Source organism: Natronosporangium hydrolyticum (genome assembly GCF_016925615.1).
Lineage (GTDB): Bacteria > Actinomycetota > Actinomycetes > Mycobacteriales > Micromonosporaceae > Natronosporangium > Natronosporangium hydrolyticum.
Map to the genome: position 1 here is coordinate 4,434,175 of NZ_CP070499.1, position 14,767 is coordinate 4,448,941.

At 73.5% G+C, this 14,767-nt stretch carries 17 protein-coding genes; 8 read left to right on the forward strand and 9 right to left on the reverse strand.

All coding sequences use genetic code 11. From position 1 onward, the window contains the following. Positions 1–6: 6 nt before the first annotated feature. From rdgB to crtI, 5 genes are read right to left on the reverse strand one after another with little or no spacing between them, the layout of a single operon-like run. Complete coding sequence (gene rdgB / locus JQS43_RS19905) at positions 7–624, reverse strand: RdgB/HAM1 family non-canonical purine NTP pyrophosphatase (protein WP_239675895.1); 618 nt, start codon at positions 622–624, stop codon at positions 7–9. Next, positions 621–1,346 (reverse strand): ribonuclease PH, encoded by a 726-nt coding sequence (rph, locus tag JQS43_RS19910; protein WP_239675896.1) that lies wholly within the window; start codon positions 1,344–1,346, stop codon positions 621–623. Before rph ends, rdgB begins: the two co-directional genes overlap by 4 nt. Continuing rightward, positions 1,333–2,328, reverse strand: coding sequence for a MerR family transcriptional regulator (locus JQS43_RS19915; RefSeq protein ID WP_239675897.1), 996 nt, complete (start codon positions 2,326–2,328; stop codon positions 1,333–1,335). The genes rph and JQS43_RS19915 overlap by 14 nt, the downstream gene beginning before the upstream one ends. After that, positions 2,325–2,891: an isopentenyl-diphosphate Delta-isomerase gene (gene idi, locus JQS43_RS19920; protein ID WP_239675898.1), complete on the reverse strand. Its 567-nt coding sequence runs from the start codon at positions 2,889–2,891 to the stop codon at positions 2,325–2,327. Before idi ends, JQS43_RS19915 begins: the two co-directional genes overlap by 4 nt. Beyond that, a complete protein-coding gene (gene crtI / locus JQS43_RS19925; protein ID WP_239679505.1) occupies positions 2,888–4,369 on the reverse strand; it encodes a phytoene desaturase family protein in 1,482 nt (493 codons plus the stop codon). The genes idi and crtI overlap by 4 nt, the downstream gene beginning before the upstream one ends. 128 nt (positions 4,370–4,497) lie before the next feature. Here crtI and JQS43_RS19930 point away from each other — a divergent pair, with 128 nt between their 5' ends. The 8 genes from JQS43_RS19930 to JQS43_RS19965 are packed head-to-tail and all read left to right on the forward strand — an operon-like array spanning position 4,498 to position 11,438. Beyond that, positions 4,498–5,412 carry a phytoene/squalene synthase family protein gene (locus JQS43_RS19930; RefSeq protein ID WP_239679506.1) on the forward strand — a complete coding sequence of 305 codons (915 nt, stop codon included), beginning with the start codon at positions 4,498–4,500 and terminating at the stop codon, positions 5,410–5,412. After that, positions 5,409–6,770 (forward strand): cryptochrome/photolyase family protein, encoded by a 1,362-nt coding sequence (locus tag JQS43_RS19935; RefSeq protein ID WP_239675899.1) that lies wholly within the window; start codon positions 5,409–5,411, stop codon positions 6,768–6,770. The genes JQS43_RS19930 and JQS43_RS19935 overlap by 4 nt, the downstream gene beginning before the upstream one ends. After that, the gene (locus JQS43_RS19940; protein WP_239675900.1) at positions 6,770–7,141 is read left to right on the forward strand and encodes a lycopene cyclase domain-containing protein; all 372 of its coding nucleotides are present in this window, start codon (positions 6,770–6,772) and stop codon (positions 7,139–7,141) included. The genes JQS43_RS19935 and JQS43_RS19940 overlap by 1 nt, the downstream gene beginning before the upstream one ends. Beyond that, complete coding sequence (locus JQS43_RS19945; protein WP_239675901.1) at positions 7,134–7,517, forward strand: lycopene cyclase domain-containing protein; 384 nt, start codon at positions 7,134–7,136, stop codon at positions 7,515–7,517. The genes JQS43_RS19940 and JQS43_RS19945 overlap by 8 nt, the downstream gene beginning before the upstream one ends. After that, the gene (locus tag JQS43_RS19950) at positions 7,510–8,205 is read left to right on the forward strand and encodes a lysophospholipid acyltransferase family protein (RefSeq protein ID WP_239675902.1); all 696 of its coding nucleotides are present in this window, start codon (positions 7,510–7,512) and stop codon (positions 8,203–8,205) included. The genes JQS43_RS19945 and JQS43_RS19950 overlap by 8 nt, the downstream gene beginning before the upstream one ends. Positions 8,206–8,210: 5 nt before the next feature. Then, positions 8,211–9,293 carry a glycosyltransferase family 2 protein gene (locus tag JQS43_RS19955; protein ID WP_239675903.1) on the forward strand — a complete coding sequence of 361 codons (1,083 nt, stop codon included), beginning with the start codon at positions 8,211–8,213 and terminating at the stop codon, positions 9,291–9,293. After that, on the forward strand, positions 9,290–10,456 hold the full coding sequence (locus JQS43_RS19960) for a cytochrome P450 (RefSeq protein WP_239675904.1): 1,167 nt from the start codon (positions 9,290–9,292) through the stop codon (positions 10,454–10,456). The genes JQS43_RS19955 and JQS43_RS19960 overlap by 4 nt, the downstream gene beginning before the upstream one ends. 52 nt (positions 10,457–10,508) lie before the next feature. Next, positions 10,509–11,438 carry a YihY/virulence factor BrkB family protein gene (locus tag JQS43_RS19965; RefSeq protein WP_239675905.1) on the forward strand — a complete coding sequence of 310 codons (930 nt, stop codon included), beginning with the start codon at positions 10,509–10,511 and terminating at the stop codon, positions 11,436–11,438. On the opposite strand, the gene JQS43_RS19970 is transcribed toward JQS43_RS19965, so the two are convergent. The 4 genes from JQS43_RS19970 to murI form a co-directional block, all read right to left on the reverse strand. Further along, complete coding sequence (locus tag JQS43_RS19970) at positions 11,426–11,869, reverse strand: DUF7144 family membrane protein (RefSeq protein ID WP_239675906.1); 444 nt, start codon at positions 11,867–11,869, stop codon at positions 11,426–11,428. The genes JQS43_RS19965 and JQS43_RS19970 overlap by 13 nt on opposite strands. Further along, the gene (locus JQS43_RS19975) at positions 11,866–13,080 is read right to left on the reverse strand and encodes a glycosyltransferase (protein ID WP_239675907.1); all 1,215 of its coding nucleotides are present in this window, start codon (positions 13,078–13,080) and stop codon (positions 11,866–11,868) included. Before JQS43_RS19975 ends, JQS43_RS19970 begins: the two co-directional genes overlap by 4 nt. 116 nt (positions 13,081–13,196) lie before the next feature. Then, the gene (locus tag JQS43_RS19980) at positions 13,197–13,946 is read right to left on the reverse strand and encodes an MBL fold metallo-hydrolase (protein WP_239675908.1); all 750 of its coding nucleotides are present in this window, start codon (positions 13,944–13,946) and stop codon (positions 13,197–13,199) included. After that, entirely contained in the window at positions 13,943–14,764 is an 822-nt protein-coding gene (murI, locus tag JQS43_RS19985; RefSeq protein ID WP_239675909.1) for a glutamate racemase, read from the reverse strand. The genes JQS43_RS19980 and murI overlap by 4 nt, the downstream gene beginning before the upstream one ends. Positions 14,765–14,767: the final 3 nt, after the last annotated feature.

The following is a 14,767-nucleotide window of genomic DNA, read 5'->3' on the forward strand; positions in this document are numbered from 1 at the left end:
GCCGAGTCAGCTGCCGTCGATGAGGACCCGGGCGATGAGCTTGCCCATCGCCCGGAACGCCTGGCCCCGATGGCTGATCGCGTCCTTCTCCGCCGGGTCGAGCTCGGCGTTGGTGCGGGTCTCGCCGTCCGCGACGAAGATCGGGTCGTACCCGAAACCGCCACCACCCCGCGGGCCGCGGGTCAGCACCCCGGGCTGCCGGCCGTCCACCAGATGTTCCCGACCACCGGGCAGCGCCAGCGCGGCCGCGCACACGAACGACGCCTGCCGGTTCGCGTCCGGCACGTCGGCGAGCTGCGCCAGCAGCAGTTGCAGATTCGCCTCGTCGTCGCCGTGCCGGCCGGCCCAGCGGGCGCTGAACACCCCGGGAGCGTTGCCGAACGCGTCCACCACCAGGCCGGAGTCGTCGGCGATCGTCGGCAGGCCGGTGTGCCGGAGCCCTTCGCGGGCCTTCAACAGCGCGTTCTCGGCGAAGGTCAGGCCGGTCTCGGGCGCCTCTGGATATTCTGGGACGTCGGCGAGGCCGACCAGCTCCACACTGCCCACCCCGGTGAGGATTCGCCGTAGCTCGGTGAGCTTGTGCCGGTTGCGGGTGGCGAGCAGCAGCCGGTGCGTCGCGGTCACGTCAGGACCACCCGCTGCGCCTCGGACAGCTCAGCGCAGCCGGCGACCGCCAACTCCAGCATCGCGTCCAGCTCCGACCGGGAGAAGACCGACGCCTCCCCGGTCCCCTGCACCTCAACGAAGTCACCGTTGCTCGTACAGACCACGTTCATGTCCACGTCGGCCGCCACATCTTCGGCATAGCACAGATCTAGCCGCGGCTCACCCTCCACCACGCCGACGCTGACCGCCGCCACTGACCGGTGCAGCACCACCGACGGGGCCTTCCGGAGCCGCTGCCGGTTGGACAGCCACGACACCGCGTCGGCGAGGGCGACGTACGCCCCGGTGATCGCCGCGGTCCGGGTGCCCCCGTCGGCCTGCAACACGTCACAGTCGAGCACCACCGAGTTTTCGCCGAGCGCGCCCAGGTCGATGCAGGCCCGCAGGCTGCGCCCGATCAGCCGGGAGATCTCGTGGGTCCGGCCGCCGATCCGGCCTTTGACGCTCTCCCGGTCGTTGCGGCTGGTGGTGGCGCGCGGCAGCATCGCATACTCCGCGGTCACCCACCCCTGGCCCGACCCGCGGCGCCAGCGGGGGACGCCCTCGGTCACGCTCGCGGTGCACAACACTCGGGTGTCGCCGAACTCCACCAGCACCGATCCCTCTGGGTGGCTGCTCCATTCCCGGGTCAACCGCACCGGCCGGAGCTGCTCGGGCTTCCGCCCGTCAGGTCGCGTCATGCCCGCCACCATATGTCAGGCCGGCAGCGTGGCTCGCTCCTGGTTCGGCAGGCGGGGCGGCGCTGGCGACCGCCACCGCCGCCGCCACCGCCTCGGGCAGGCTGGCCAGGCTGGTCACCCCCGCCGGCAAGGGCTGTGACCAGCCGGGCCCGGCAGCCGCCACCACCGCTGGCCGGGGCCGGCTGGCGATCAGCGCCACCAGCGGCGCCGGGTCGGCGGTACGACGGGCGTGCGACCACACCACGACCAGCCCCGGCCCGGTACGCCGGGCGGCGGCCGCCAGCGCCGGCGCCGGCAGGCGGGCACCGAGCAGCCAGGCGTTGATCTCCCGCTGGGCCAGCGCCGCGGCGAGCGCCTCCAGCGGCAGCGAGTGCTGCTCCTCGGCGGCGCAGGTGAGCAGCGCCTGCGGCGGGGTGGCCGGCCGGGGCACCGCTCCGAGCACCTCGGAGATGCCCCGGGAGAGCAGGTGCTCCACCGCCACCAGGCCGCCGGCCGACCCGTGGGGGCCCGCCTGTTTCGCCTCGATCCGGCCCAGCGCTGGGCGGATCAGCCCGTCCCAGGCGGCCGCCGCGCCCAGGTCGGCCACGGCCTTCGACACCACCCGGCGGACCGAGCCGATGTCCAGCCGCTCGGCCGCGTAGACGAGCCCGCGGACCGCCGCCGACGAGACGGCCTCCGGCTCGTCGGCGGGGCCGTGGCCCGGGTGATCCGGCAACGCCCGGGCGGCGGTGGCCCGCCCCGAGCCTGGTGCGGGGGCGCCGGCGCGGGCCAGCCGGGCGGCCCGCGCGGCCGGAACCCCCTGCGAGGTCAGCGTGCGCATCAGCTCCAACCTGGCCAGATCGTCGGCGCTGTAGCGGCGGTGGTGGCCGGCTTCGTGCTGGGTCGGCCCCAGGCCGTATCGGTGGTGCCAGCTACGCAGCGTGGTCACCGCCACTCCCAGTCGCCGCGCGGCCTCACCCGCGGTGAGTCCAGTCTCGATCATCCACCCCAGTGTTTACCGGCCACAGTGTCCAACGGTGCGGCGACCCCGGCTAGCCACGGGGCGCACGCCGCCGGCTGCTGTTCGAGCAGCCGGTGCAGCTCCACCGGGGCGACCCACCAGAGTTCGGCGACCTCGGCCGGGTCCGGCGCCAGCCGCTGGTCCAACGGGATCTGTCCGACCAGCACGTGATCGTACTCGTACTCCACCCAGCCGCTCGCCGGGTCGGTGGCCCGATACCGGTAGACCCCGACCTCGCGCAGCTCGACCCCGGTGACGCCGAGCTCCTCGGCCAGCCGGTCGGTGGCCGCCGCCACCACCGACTGCCCCGGGGCGGGGTGGCCGCAGCAGGAGTTGGCCCAGCGCAGCGGGAACCGGGTCTTCACCGCGGCCCGGCGTTGCAGCAGCAGCCGCTGGCCGTCCAACGCCAGCAGCAGCACCGAGAACGCCCGATGCAGCTGCCCCGGGGCGGTGTGGGCCCGCAGCACCGTACTGCTGCCGATCGGGTCGCCGCCCGAGTCGACCAGCTCGACCGGCAACAGCGCCCGGTCCAGGTCAGGGATCATCGGGCCGCTCCGGTCACCCGGGCAGCGGCCAGTTTGCCGGAGATCAGCACCATCGGCACGCCGACGCCCGGCTGCGTCCCGGAGCCCACGAAGACCACGTTGTCGAGCGCCGGGTGGAGGTTGTTCGGCCGGAACGGGCCGGTCTGGGCGAAGGTGTGGGCCGCCGCGAACGGGGTGCCGGCGGCCAGCCCCTGGTCGGCCCAGTCGGCCGGGGTGACCGGGTGGCAGACCGTGGCGGCATCGCGGAATCCGTGGTAGCCGCGGGCTTCGAGCACCTCGAAGAGCTGCGACACGTACGCGTCGGTGAGCCCGGAGCGCCACGCCTGGGCGCCGGTGGCCAGGTTCGGCGCCGGCGCGAGCAGGTAGTAGCTGTGCTGGCCGGCGGGGGCCAACTGGGGATCGGTCCGGGTCGGGTTGGTGACCAGCAGCGACGGGTCGCTCATCAACCGCCCTTCGTCGATGACCTCCTGGAAGGTCCGGCGCCAGGCACGACCGAAGTGGATGTTGTGGTGGGCGATCTTCGAGTAGTGCTGCCGAGAGCCGATATGGACCACCACGCAGGAGGGCGAGTAGCGCAGGCGGCGGCGCAGACCCGGGCCCGGTAGCAACTCATGGGCGGCGGGCAGGTCGGGGTTGAGCACCACCACGTCGGCGGGGATCCGCTCCCCGCCGGTGGTGTGGACGGCGACCGCCCGGCCGGCGCGGGTCTCCACCCGGGTGACCGTGGTGTCGTAGCGCAGCTCGACGCCGTGCTTGTCGGCGGCGCCGGCGAGCGCCCGGGGCAGGGCGTGCACCCCGCCGCGTGGAAAGTAGACCCCGCACACCGCGTCCAGGTAGGCGATGACCGCGTAGATCGCCAGCGCCCGGTGCGGCGCCAGGCCGGCATACATCGCCTGGAACGAGAAGATCCGCCGGGTGCGCGGGTCCCGGAAGAACCGGTCGATGTACGCCTGCAGCCGGCCGAACCCGCCGACGGCGAGCAGTCGCAGCAGGTTGCCGTTGAGCAGGTCGGTCGGGGCGTCGAGGTTGCGGGCGATGAAGTCGTCCCGCTCCAGCTGCCACAGCTGCCGGGCACTGGCCACGAACCGCCGGTAGCCGGCGGCTTCCCGCGGGCCGCAGACCTCGGCGAGCTGCTGCGCCATCCGCTCCGGATCGGTGATCACGTCTAGCGAGGAGCCGTCCGGGAACCAGGCCCGGTACGCCGGGTCGAGGGTGGTCAGCGGTAGCCAGTCGGTGAGCGACTCGCCGACCGCCGCGAGCGGCTCGGCGATCAGGTCGGGCATGGTGAGCACGGTCGGCCCGGTGTCGAATTCGAACCCGGCCAGGGCCAGCCGACCGGCCCGGCCGCCCGGCTCGGCCGCCCGCTCCACCACAGTCACCTGCCGGCCGGCGCCGGCCAGGTGCAGTGCGCAGGCCAGGCCACCGAGCCCGGCGCCCACCACGACCACCCGCTCGGTGGCTCCCGTGACCTGGCGCATCAGCTCCCCCACTCCCCACGGTGCGCGGCGGTCCACGTCGAATCCCCGCCCCGCGGTACCCGGTTAGGATAGCCTGGTGCGGTAAGTTGCGTCGATTGTTGCATCGTTTTGCGAGGGGGTTGGTGATCGTGGAGCCAGCGCTCGCCGCCGCTTACCAGCGGTGCCGGCAGCTGCATCGACACCACGGGCGGACGTACTACCTGGCCACTCGCCTGCTGCCCAGGCACAAGCGACCACATGTCCACGCTTTATATGGTTTTACCCGATATGCCGATGAGATCGTGGACAGAACCGAAGATCTCCCCCCGGATAAGCGGGCCGAACGGTTCCGGGAGTGGTCGGAGACCTTCCTCGCCGGCCTCGCCGGTGCACCGGTCACCGATCCGCTGCTGCCCGCGGTGCTGCACACGATCGACGCCTGCCAGCTCGACCCCGACGACTTCGCCGCCTTCCTCAAGAGCATGGCGATGGACCTCACGGTCACCGAGTACCAGACCTACGAGGAGCTGCTCTCCTACATGGAGGGTTCCGCGGCGGTGATCGGCACGATGATGCTGCCCATCCTCGACCCGACCGACCCGGCAGCCGCCCGCGGACCCGCCCGCGAGCTGGGGTTGGCGTTCCAGCTCACCAACTTCATCCGGGATGTCGGCGAGGACCTCGACCGGGGCCGCATCTACCTGCCGCAGCAGGACCTGGCCCGGTTCGGGGTCACCCCCGCCGGGCTGCGGGCCGCTGCCGCGCGCGGCAGCGCCGATCCCGCGATCCGGTCGCTGATCCGCTATCAGGTGACCCGGGCACACCAGCACTACGCCGCCGCCGCACCCGGCGTCACCATGCTCACGCCCAGCTCACAGGCGTGCATCCGGGCCGCCTATCACCTGTACGCGGAGATCCTCACCGAGGTCGCCCGGGTCGACTTCGACGTATTCCGCCGCCGCGCGGTGGTACCGCGTGCCCGGCGGGCGCGGCTGGCCGCCCGTAGCCTGCTCACCCGAGCCGGGACCCCGGTCACCCCACCCGGCGCCCGGAGGCCGGCATGACCCGGGAGGCCACGCCCGCCGTGCTGCTGTTCACCCGCGATCTACGGCTCGACGACAATCCGGCGCTCGCCGCCGCCGCCCGCGGGCCGGTGCTCCCGCTGTTCGTGGTGGACCCCCGGCTACCCGCCGGCGAAAACCGGCGCCACTTCCTCGCCGAGTGCCTGACCGACCTGCGGGAGTCGCTCCGGCAGCGCGGCGCCGACCTGCTGGTCCGGCGAGGTGACCCGGTTCACGAAGCGATCTCGCTCGCGAAACAGATCGGCGCGGGCGCCATCCATCTCGCCGAGGATGTCAGCGGCTACGCCACCCGCCGGCAGCGGCGGCTCCTGACGGCGGCCGACTCCGCCCGGCTCACCGTCCACCTGCATCCGGGCATCACCGTGGTGCCCGCGGGCGACCTGGTGCCGGCCAGCGGCGACCACTACCGGGTCTTCACGCCTTACTTCCGAGCCTGGCGACAGATCCGCTGGCGGGATCCAGCGGCCGCACCGGCGGCGCTGTCGCTGCCACCCGGCGCCGCTGACCTCCCTCGCCAGGAACCAGCCGCCGCGCTGGGCCGGATCCGCGCGACCGCCCGGACCCTGCCCACCGGCGGCGAGTCGGCGGCGGAGGCCGCGTTTCGGCAGTTCGGTCGCTACGCCGCCGAGTACCCCGAGCGGCAGGACGACCTCGCCGCCGACCGCACCTCCCGGTTCAGCGCGTACCTCCACTTCGGGGCGCTGTCGGCGCGCCGAGTGGCGACCTCGCCGGCCATGCCCGAGGCGCTGGTCCGCCAGTTCTGCTGGCGCGACTTCCACCACCAGGTGCTGGCGGCCTTTCCGGCGCTGCCCTGGGAGCCGTACCGGCGGCGCGCGGACACCCCCGACGGCGTGGACCGCGGCGGCGCCGCCCCCGCCGACGCCGACACCCTGGCGCAGTGGCGGGAGGGCAGCACCGGGCTGCCGATCGTGGACGCCGGGATGCGGCAGCTGCAGGCCGAGGGGTTCCTCCCCAACCGGGCCCGGCTGATCACCGCCACCTACCTGGTGAAGCGGCTGCGGGGCGACTGGCGCGACGGCGCCGCCTGGTACGACGACCAGCTGGTCGACGCCGACCTGGCCAACAACTACGGCAACTGGCAGTGGGTCGCCGGCACCGGCAACGACACCCGGCCGCACCGAGGTTTCAACCCGCTCCGGCAGGCGTCCCGGTTCGACCCGGCGGGTGAGTACGTGCGCCGGTGGCTGCCCGAACTGGCCGAGGTGACCGGCCCGCAGGTGCATGAACCGTGGCGGCTGCCGGAGCCGGTACGCCGCGGGCTGCGCTACCCGATGCTCGACCCTGCGACCCTCGACCCCGCGACCCCCCGGAGCCGCTGATGGACCGCTGGCACTACGTGTTGATTCTCGCCGCCTGTCTGCTGATCACTCTGCCGCTGGAGCTGCTGCCGGGGGTGCGGGTGTACCGGCGGCCGAAGCTGCTGCTCGCCAGCATCGCCCCGGTTCTGGTGATCTTCGTCGGCTGGGACCTGCTCGCCTACCACCACGGCCACTGGTGGTTCTCCGACCAGTACACCCTCGGCCCCCGGCTGGCCGGCCTACCGCTGGAAGAGTGGCTCTTCTTCGTCGTCGTGCCGCTGTGCGCGCTGCTGACCTACGAGGCGGTCGGCTCGGTGCTGGCGCGCGGGCGAGGGGCGGCCGCCCGCCGGGCCACCGCCGCCCCGACCACCGCCGGAGGTTCGGATGCCTGACCTGCCGCTGTACACCGTCGCCGCGGTGGCGGCGCCGCTGCTGGTGGTGGCGCTGGAGCTGCTGGTGCTGCGCACCGGCCTGTTCCGGACCCTGCGCTACTGGCTGACCATGCTGATCGTGCTCGGGTTCCAGATCCCGGTCGACGGCTGGCTGACCAAGCCGCAGGGCACGGTGGTGCTCTACGACGAGGCGCAGATCCTCGGCATCCGGGCGCCGGTGTCGTTCCCGATCGAAGATTTCGGGTTCGGCTTCGCGATGGTGACCCTGACCGTGCTGCTGTGGCGCTGGCTGCGCAATCGTGAGCAACGCCGGCCGGCCCCGCCCGCGGCGGCCCAGCAGTCGCCGGCCCGGACCGCGGAGCAGGCAAGTGCGTGAGCGGAGCCCGACCGCCAGCGCGATGTTCCAGGGCTTCCGGTGGCTGGTCCGGCAGAGCCTGCGCGGCGTGTGGTGGCGCGGCGACCCGCCCGCCGGGCCGTTCGTCTGGGCCGCCAACCACCACAGCTGGTGGGATCCGTTCATAGCCGCCGCGTTGCTGGAACGGTGGCGACGGGTCGGGTGCCTCCTGCTCTCCCAGACCAATCTGGAGCGCTACCGGTTCATCGAACGGCTCGGCGGTTTCGGCACCGGCGAGTACCGGCGCGGGTTGTCCTATCTACGCGCCGGCCGGGTGCTGATCATCTTCCCCGAGGGGGAGCTGCGGCCGCCCGGGCCGCTGGGCCGGTTGGCCGGCGGCGCCGGCTGGTTCGCTCACACCGCCAAGGTTCCGCTCTACGCCGTCGCCACCCGGGTGGTGGTGCGCGGCCAGCAGGCCCCGGAGGCGTACCTGTCGCTGGCGCAGGTCGCGCCGCCGACCGGGCTGGCCTCCCGCGACGCCGCCCGGGAGCTGACCGGCCGGCTGACCACGACGCTCACCGACGAGCTGGCCGCCCTCGACGCGGCAGTGGCCAGTGCGGACCCGCGGCAGCCGCTGCCCGGCTTCACCCGCGCGGTGGCGGGCCGGCGCAGTTGGGACGAGCGGATCGACCGAGTCCACCGGTGGTTGCCGTGGCGCCCGGAGCGGTGACTCGGATGGGCGGCGCCCTGCCCGCGCTGGTCGCCGGCTTCCACCTGACCAAGACCGTCGGGTTGCTGGACAATCTGGCCAGTTTCCCGGTCCTCGGCCGGCGCCCGAGCGCCGCCCCACCGCTGCCGCGGGTTTCGTTGCTGGTCCCGGCCCGCGACGAGGCCGACCGGCTGCCGCGGTGCCTGCCTGGCCTGCTGGCCCAGCCCGCCGCCGAGGTGCTGGTCTGCGACGACGAGTCCACCGACGACACCGCCGGGGTGGTCCGCCGCGCCGCCGCTGACGACCCCCGGCTGCGGCTGGTGCCGGGCACCCCGCGCCCGCCCGGCTGGATCGGCAAGAGCTGGGCCTGCCACCAGCTCGCCGCCGCGGCCACCGGCGACCTGCTGGTCTTCTGCGACGCCGACGTGCTGCTCCAACCGGGAGCGCTCGCCGCGCTGTGGGCGGAGCTGACCCGCCAGCGCAGCGAGGTCTTCTCGGTCTTCCCCCGGCAGCAGACCGGGACGCTCGGCGAGCGGCTGCTGGTGCCGCTGATCGACGAGGTGCTGCTCAGCTTCCTGCCGCACCGGTTGTTGTCGCTGCCGGTGCCCGCCGCCGCCACCGCCAACGGTCAGCTGCTCGCCTTCCGCCGTTCGGCGTACCAGGCGATCGGCGGGCACCGCGCGGTGGCGGACCGGATCGTGGAAGATCTGGCGTTGGGGCGGCTGGCGCGGCGACGCGGCCTCCGGCTGGGCCTGGCGCTCGGCGGCGACCTGGTCAGCGCCCGGATGTACGACGGGTACCCGCAGACCGTACGCGGGCTGGGGAAGAGCATGCGCGAGGCGCACGGTGACCGGGACGCGTTGCTACTGGCGAGCCTGGGCTGGCACCTGCTCGCCTACACGGTCCCGTGGCTGCGGTGGCGGTCCGCGCCCGGCTGGCGGCTCGCCGCGACTCTCAGCGTCGCCCAACGGCTGTTGGTCAACGCCAAGACCGGGCGGGGCAGCCCGTGGGAGGCGCTGCTGGTGCCGGTGACCGCCCCGGCGGCGATCCCGGTCTACCTGCTGGCGGCCCGACGCCGGGCGCGTTGGCGGGGACGGAGCTACCCGTGACGGCGCCGACCCTGCGGAGCCCGGCGCGGTTGCCGCAGCCGCCGGGGCATCCGGTCATCGGCCACCTGTGGCCGTGGACCTTCGCCCCGGTGCCGCTGTTAGCGGCGGGCGCCCGCACCGGCGAGGTGTTCCGGCTACGGTTGTGGCGGTCGACGCTGGTCGGCTACCGTCCAGAGTGGAACCGGGCAGTCCTCGGCGACCTGGACACGTTCCGCAGCCGGGGCAGTCTCAGCGGCCTGACGCCGTACCTCGCCGACGGCGTGGTCCACACCGACCTGCCGGCGCACGCCCCGCACCGGCGGGCCCTCAACCCGCATTTCCACAGCCAGGCGGTGCGGCAGCTCACCGATCGGCTGCGGGCCGCCGTCCAGTCAGGGTTGCCGGGGCGCTACTTCGACGCGTTGCCGTGGGCCGGCAGCGTGGTCCGCCGGATGCTCTCCGCCGCGCTCTTCGGCGACCGCATCCCGCAATCGTTACTCGAGCGCTTCCTGGCCCCGCTGCACCGGCCCAACCCGGCGCCGCTGCTGCCCCGGCCAAGGCTGTTCCGGCGGATGAACACGGCGATCGCCGCGGTGGTCGCCGACCCCGTGCCGGGCACGCTCGCCGCCGCGGTGGCGGGAGAGGCGGCCGCCGGCGGTGACCTGGACCCGGTCGCCGAGCTGCGGGTGGCGCTCGCCGCCGGCTACGACACCACCGCGCACACGCTGGCGTGGACACTGTGGTGGCTGGCCGGTTCGCCGGCGTGGCGGGATCCGGAGTCACTGCCGATGGTGCTCGACGAGATCCTGCGGCTCTATCCGGCCGGGTGGTTGGGCAGTCGGGTCGCGGCCCGGGACACGGAGGTCTGCGGGGTGGCGATCCCCGCCGGCACCATGGTCTGCTACTCGCCCTACCTCACCCACCGGGATCCGGGCCTGTGGCCGGAGCCCGACCAGTTCCGGCCCGACCGGTTCACCGCCGGCCGGCCGGCCTGGGGTTTCATCCCGTTCGCCGCCGGCCGGCGCACCTGCCTGGGCGCCCAGCTGGCGCGGGCCATGCTGACCTGCGCCAGTGAGCCGTTCCTCGCCGGGCCGCTGCGACAGCTCAACGGCGACCCGTCGGTGGTCGCCGGGATCACCCTGCGGCCGCACGGTCCGCTGTGGCTGTCCTGGCGGGGCGAGTAACTGGCCGGCCGGCGCCTGACCCCGCCTGGGACAATGCGAGTACGGTTCCACCGTGTCCTGGTTACCCCTGCCGTTGATCCGGCGCTGCCAACGCCTGGCGTACCGCTTCTGGTGCCGGCTGCAACGCCGTCACGGGTCGGTGCGCCGGCTGGTCCGGGCCGGTAAGCGCTACCGGCAGGCCGACGGGCGGCGGCTCGCGGCCGCGGTCAGCTACTACGGCTTCTTCGCGACCTTCGCGATGGTGCTGCTGGGCTTCGCCGCACTCGGATACGTGGTCGACGATCCCGGCGTGCAGGGGGCGGTGCAGCGGTTCCTGGACGAGAACCTGCCCCGGGTGGACACCGACGCGGTCCGCGACGCCCGGGAGGCGACCGGCCTGATCGCCTTCGCCAGTCTGCTGGTGATCGGCCTGTTGTGGGTGGACTCGCTGCGCTCGTCGGTGCGGGCGATCTGGCGGATCGAGGAGTACCCGGGCGGATTCTTCCGTCGCTGGTTCATCGACGGGCTGGCGCTGGTGGGGCTGGGGACCCTGCTGGCGGTCTCGCTCACCGTCGCGCTCGGCGCCGAGGCGCTGCTGGGCTGGCTGGTGGAGCTGATCCGGGCCGGCGAGTTGGCGCCGGCGGAGTGGCTGCTGCTGGTGGTCCGGTTCGGGCTGAACTTCAGCGTCAACACCATCCTGGCGATCGCGGCGCTGACGCTGCTGCCACGGCTGCGGATGCCGCTGCGTCGGGTGCTCCCGCCGGCGCTGCTGGTCGCCGCGGGCGCGGAGTTCCTGACCTCGGTGGGGCGGCTGGTGGTGGACCGGGCCGAGTACAACCCGGCGTTCCAGGTGGTGGCCGGCGCCGCCGGGCTGCTGGTGTTCCTGCTGATCCTGAACCAGTTGATCTTGTTTGCGGCGTCGCTCACCGCGACCGCGGAGCAGGGCCGGGTCGTCGACCTGGCGCGCCGCAACGGGTTGCGGGGCAGCTACTACGCGTCCTGATCGATCATCCGGGGCGCCGCGGCGAGCGCCCAGATGACGAAGATGGCCAGCGCGATCACCACCAGCGACCAGAGCGGGTAGTAGGGCAAGAAGAAGAAGTTCGCGACCGCCACCACGATGGCCAGCGCGATGCCGACCACCCGCGCCCACATCGCGCCGGTGAAGATCGCGAGGCCGACCAGGAAGACCACCACGCCGATGCCGAGATGGATCCAGCCCCACGTGGTCACGTCGATCTCGTAGGCATACTCCGGGCTGACCACGAAGAAGTCCTCCGCAGCGAGCGCCGCGATGCCCATCAGCGCCTGCCAGAAGCCGATGATCAGCATCACGGTGGCGCCGAAGACCAGACCACCGATCGCCCAGCCGCGGGCCCGCTGACTCTGCGGTGCGCTCGCGTGCGCCATGACGAACCCCCTCGGATCGGTCACCTCCCCTGAGCGTACGCGAGAGTAGTCCGCTTTTGAGACGGTTTGCCGGGAAGGTCGATCCCGATCGCCTCGTAGTAGTGGTCCAGCAGCAGGTCGCCGATCGCCGACCAGCTCCGCCCGGCGACCGATTCCCGCGCCGCCCGGGCGTATGCGTCCCGACGCCCCGGATCGGCCCGCAGCCCCGCCACCACCGCCGCGATCGCACCAGCATCCGCCGGCGGCACCAACGCGCCGGTCAGCCCCGGCGTCACCAGATCCATCGGACCGCCGGCCGCCGGCGCCACCACCGGCACCCCACTCGCCAGCGCCTCCTGCACCGTCTGCCCGAACGTCTCATGCGGACCCGTATGCGCGAACACGTCCAGGCTGGCGTAGATCCGCGCCAGCTGGTGGCCGTGCCGCTCCCCGAGGAAGACCGCCCCGGGCAGCGCCCGCGCCAACGCCGGCCGGCTCGGACCGTCCCCCACGACCACCACCCGCACCCCCGGCAGCCGGCATACCGCACCGAGCAGCTCCACCCGCTTCTCCGGGGCGAGCCGCCCGACGTACCCCACCAGCAACTCGCCGCCCGGCGCCAGCAGCCGCCGCAGCCGCTCGCTGCGCCGCGCCGGGGAGAACCGGTCGAGGTCGACCCCGCGTGGCCACAGCCGCACCCGCTCGATGCCCTGAGCCGACAGCGCCGCCGCCGCAGCCTTGGACGGAGCCAGGGTCAGATCGGCGGTGTTGTGGATCCGCCGCAGCCAGCGCCACGCCAGAATCTCCGCGGGCGCCCGCCGCCCCGCCAACATCTCCGCGGGCGCGCGCCGCCACCGGCCCGGCCCGTAGAGCCGCAGGTACGCAGCCATGTCGGTCTGGTAGACCGCCACCGTGGGCAGGCCCAGCGACGCCGCGAGACCACCCCCGCGGGCCCCGAGCACAAACGGGCTCGCCAGGTGCACCACATCCGGGGCGTGGGCGATCAGCGCGTCGGTGAGCGCCGGCCCCGGCACCCCGATCCGGAACCCGCGGTAGCCCGGGGTGGGCACACTCGGCACCCGCACCACCGGGTACGGACGCGGGCCGGCCACCCGCCGCCGGGTCGATGCCGGAGCCGGGGCGATCACCAGCGGCTGGTGCCCGGCGCGGTACAGGTGGTCGGCGACCCGGCCGACGGAGTTCGCCACCCCGTTGACGTCCGGCGCGAAAGACTCGGTGATCAGCGCGATCCGCATGTGACCACGGTGCGCCCGGCAACGGAGGACCGGGCGTCGCGCGGCTGACCGGTCGACGAACGGTAGCCGAAGAGTGCGTCGCGCGGCGGCCGTCGGGCGACGACCAGCCGGCAGAGTCAGCCGATCTCGTACCGGGCGCCCGGCCGGACGATCTCCACCGGGCCCGGGTACGCGGCGCTCGCCGCCTCGAAGGTGGCCGCCTCGCTACCCCACGCGGTGACCAGATGGGTCAGCAGCAGCCGGCCCACCCCGGCCTTGCTCGCCACCTCCCCGGCCTCGCCGCCGGTCAGGTGCAGATCCGGCGGGTGCGGCACGTCGTCGAGGTAGCTCGCCTCACACAGGAACAGGTCGGCGCCCTGCGCCAGCCGCAGCAGCGAATCGCACTTGGCGGTGTCGGCCGAGTAGGTCAGCGTCCCCCCGCCGTGCTCCAGCCGCACCCCGTACGTCTCCACCGGATGGTTGACCTGATCGACGGTGACCGTGAACGGGCCGAGCGGGAAGGTGCCCGGCTGCAGCCCGTAGAAGGTGTAGACATCGTCGAGCGGGGTCGCCTCCGGCGTGTACGCCGCGGCGAGCCGGTCCGGGGCGCCAGCTGGCGCATACACCGGGATCGGCGGGTACGGACCGCCCGGGGCGTAGCGGCGGACCACCACGTACGAACAGGCGTCCAGCACATGGTCACAGTGCAGGTGGGTGAGCAGGATCGCGTCCACCGACATCAGCCCGATGTAGCGCTGCAGCGCGCTGAGCGACCCGGTGCCGAAGTCCAGCAGCAGCCGGAACCCCTCCGCCTCCACCAGGTAAGCAGAGCAGGCCGACTCCGGCCCGGGGAAGCTGCCGGCGCAGCCCAACACCGTCAACCTCATTCGGCCACCCCCGCGAACTCGGGCGCGGTCAGCTCCATCAGCTCCGCGCCGAGGAATCGCTGCGCCAACCGGCGAAACACCGCGGCGTCGCCGGTGGTCCGCAGTTGATGTCGCGGCGGCGGCGAATCCGCGGCCCGCAACGACCCGGTCTGCGTCAGCACCCGGTAGACATCACGTGCGGTCTCGTCCGCGCTGGAGACCAACGTCACCGACTCCCCCATCACCAGCCCGATCATGCCCGCCAGCAGCGGATAGTGGGTGCAACCCAGCACCAGCGTGTCGACCTGCGCCCGTTGCAACGGCTCCAGGTAGGCGCTCGCCAACCCGAGCAGGGTCCGACCGGTGGTGGTGCCCCGCTCGACAAAGTCGACGAACTGCGGACACGCCGCCGTGGTCACCCGCACCTGCGGGGCGGCGGCGAACGCGTCCTGGTAGGCGCCGCTGCTGATGGTCGCCTGGGTGCCGATCACCCCGACCCGACCGTTCCGGGTCGCCGCGACCGCCCGGCGCACCGCCGGTCGGATCACCTCCACCACCGGCACCTGATAGCGCTCGCGGGCGTCGTGCAGGCTGGCGGCGGTGGCGGCGTTGCAGGCGATGACCAACGCCTTCACCCCGCTGGCAGCGAGCGTGTCCAACCCGGCGAGCGCGTGCCGGCGTACCTCGGCGATCGGTTTCGGCCCGTAAGGCACGTGGGCCGTGTCGGCCAGATAGCGCAGCTGCTCCATCGGCAGCTGGTCGAGGATCGCCCGGGCGACGGTCAACCCGCCGACCCCGGAATCGAAGACCCCGATCGGCGCCTCCTGATTTGGAGACACCGC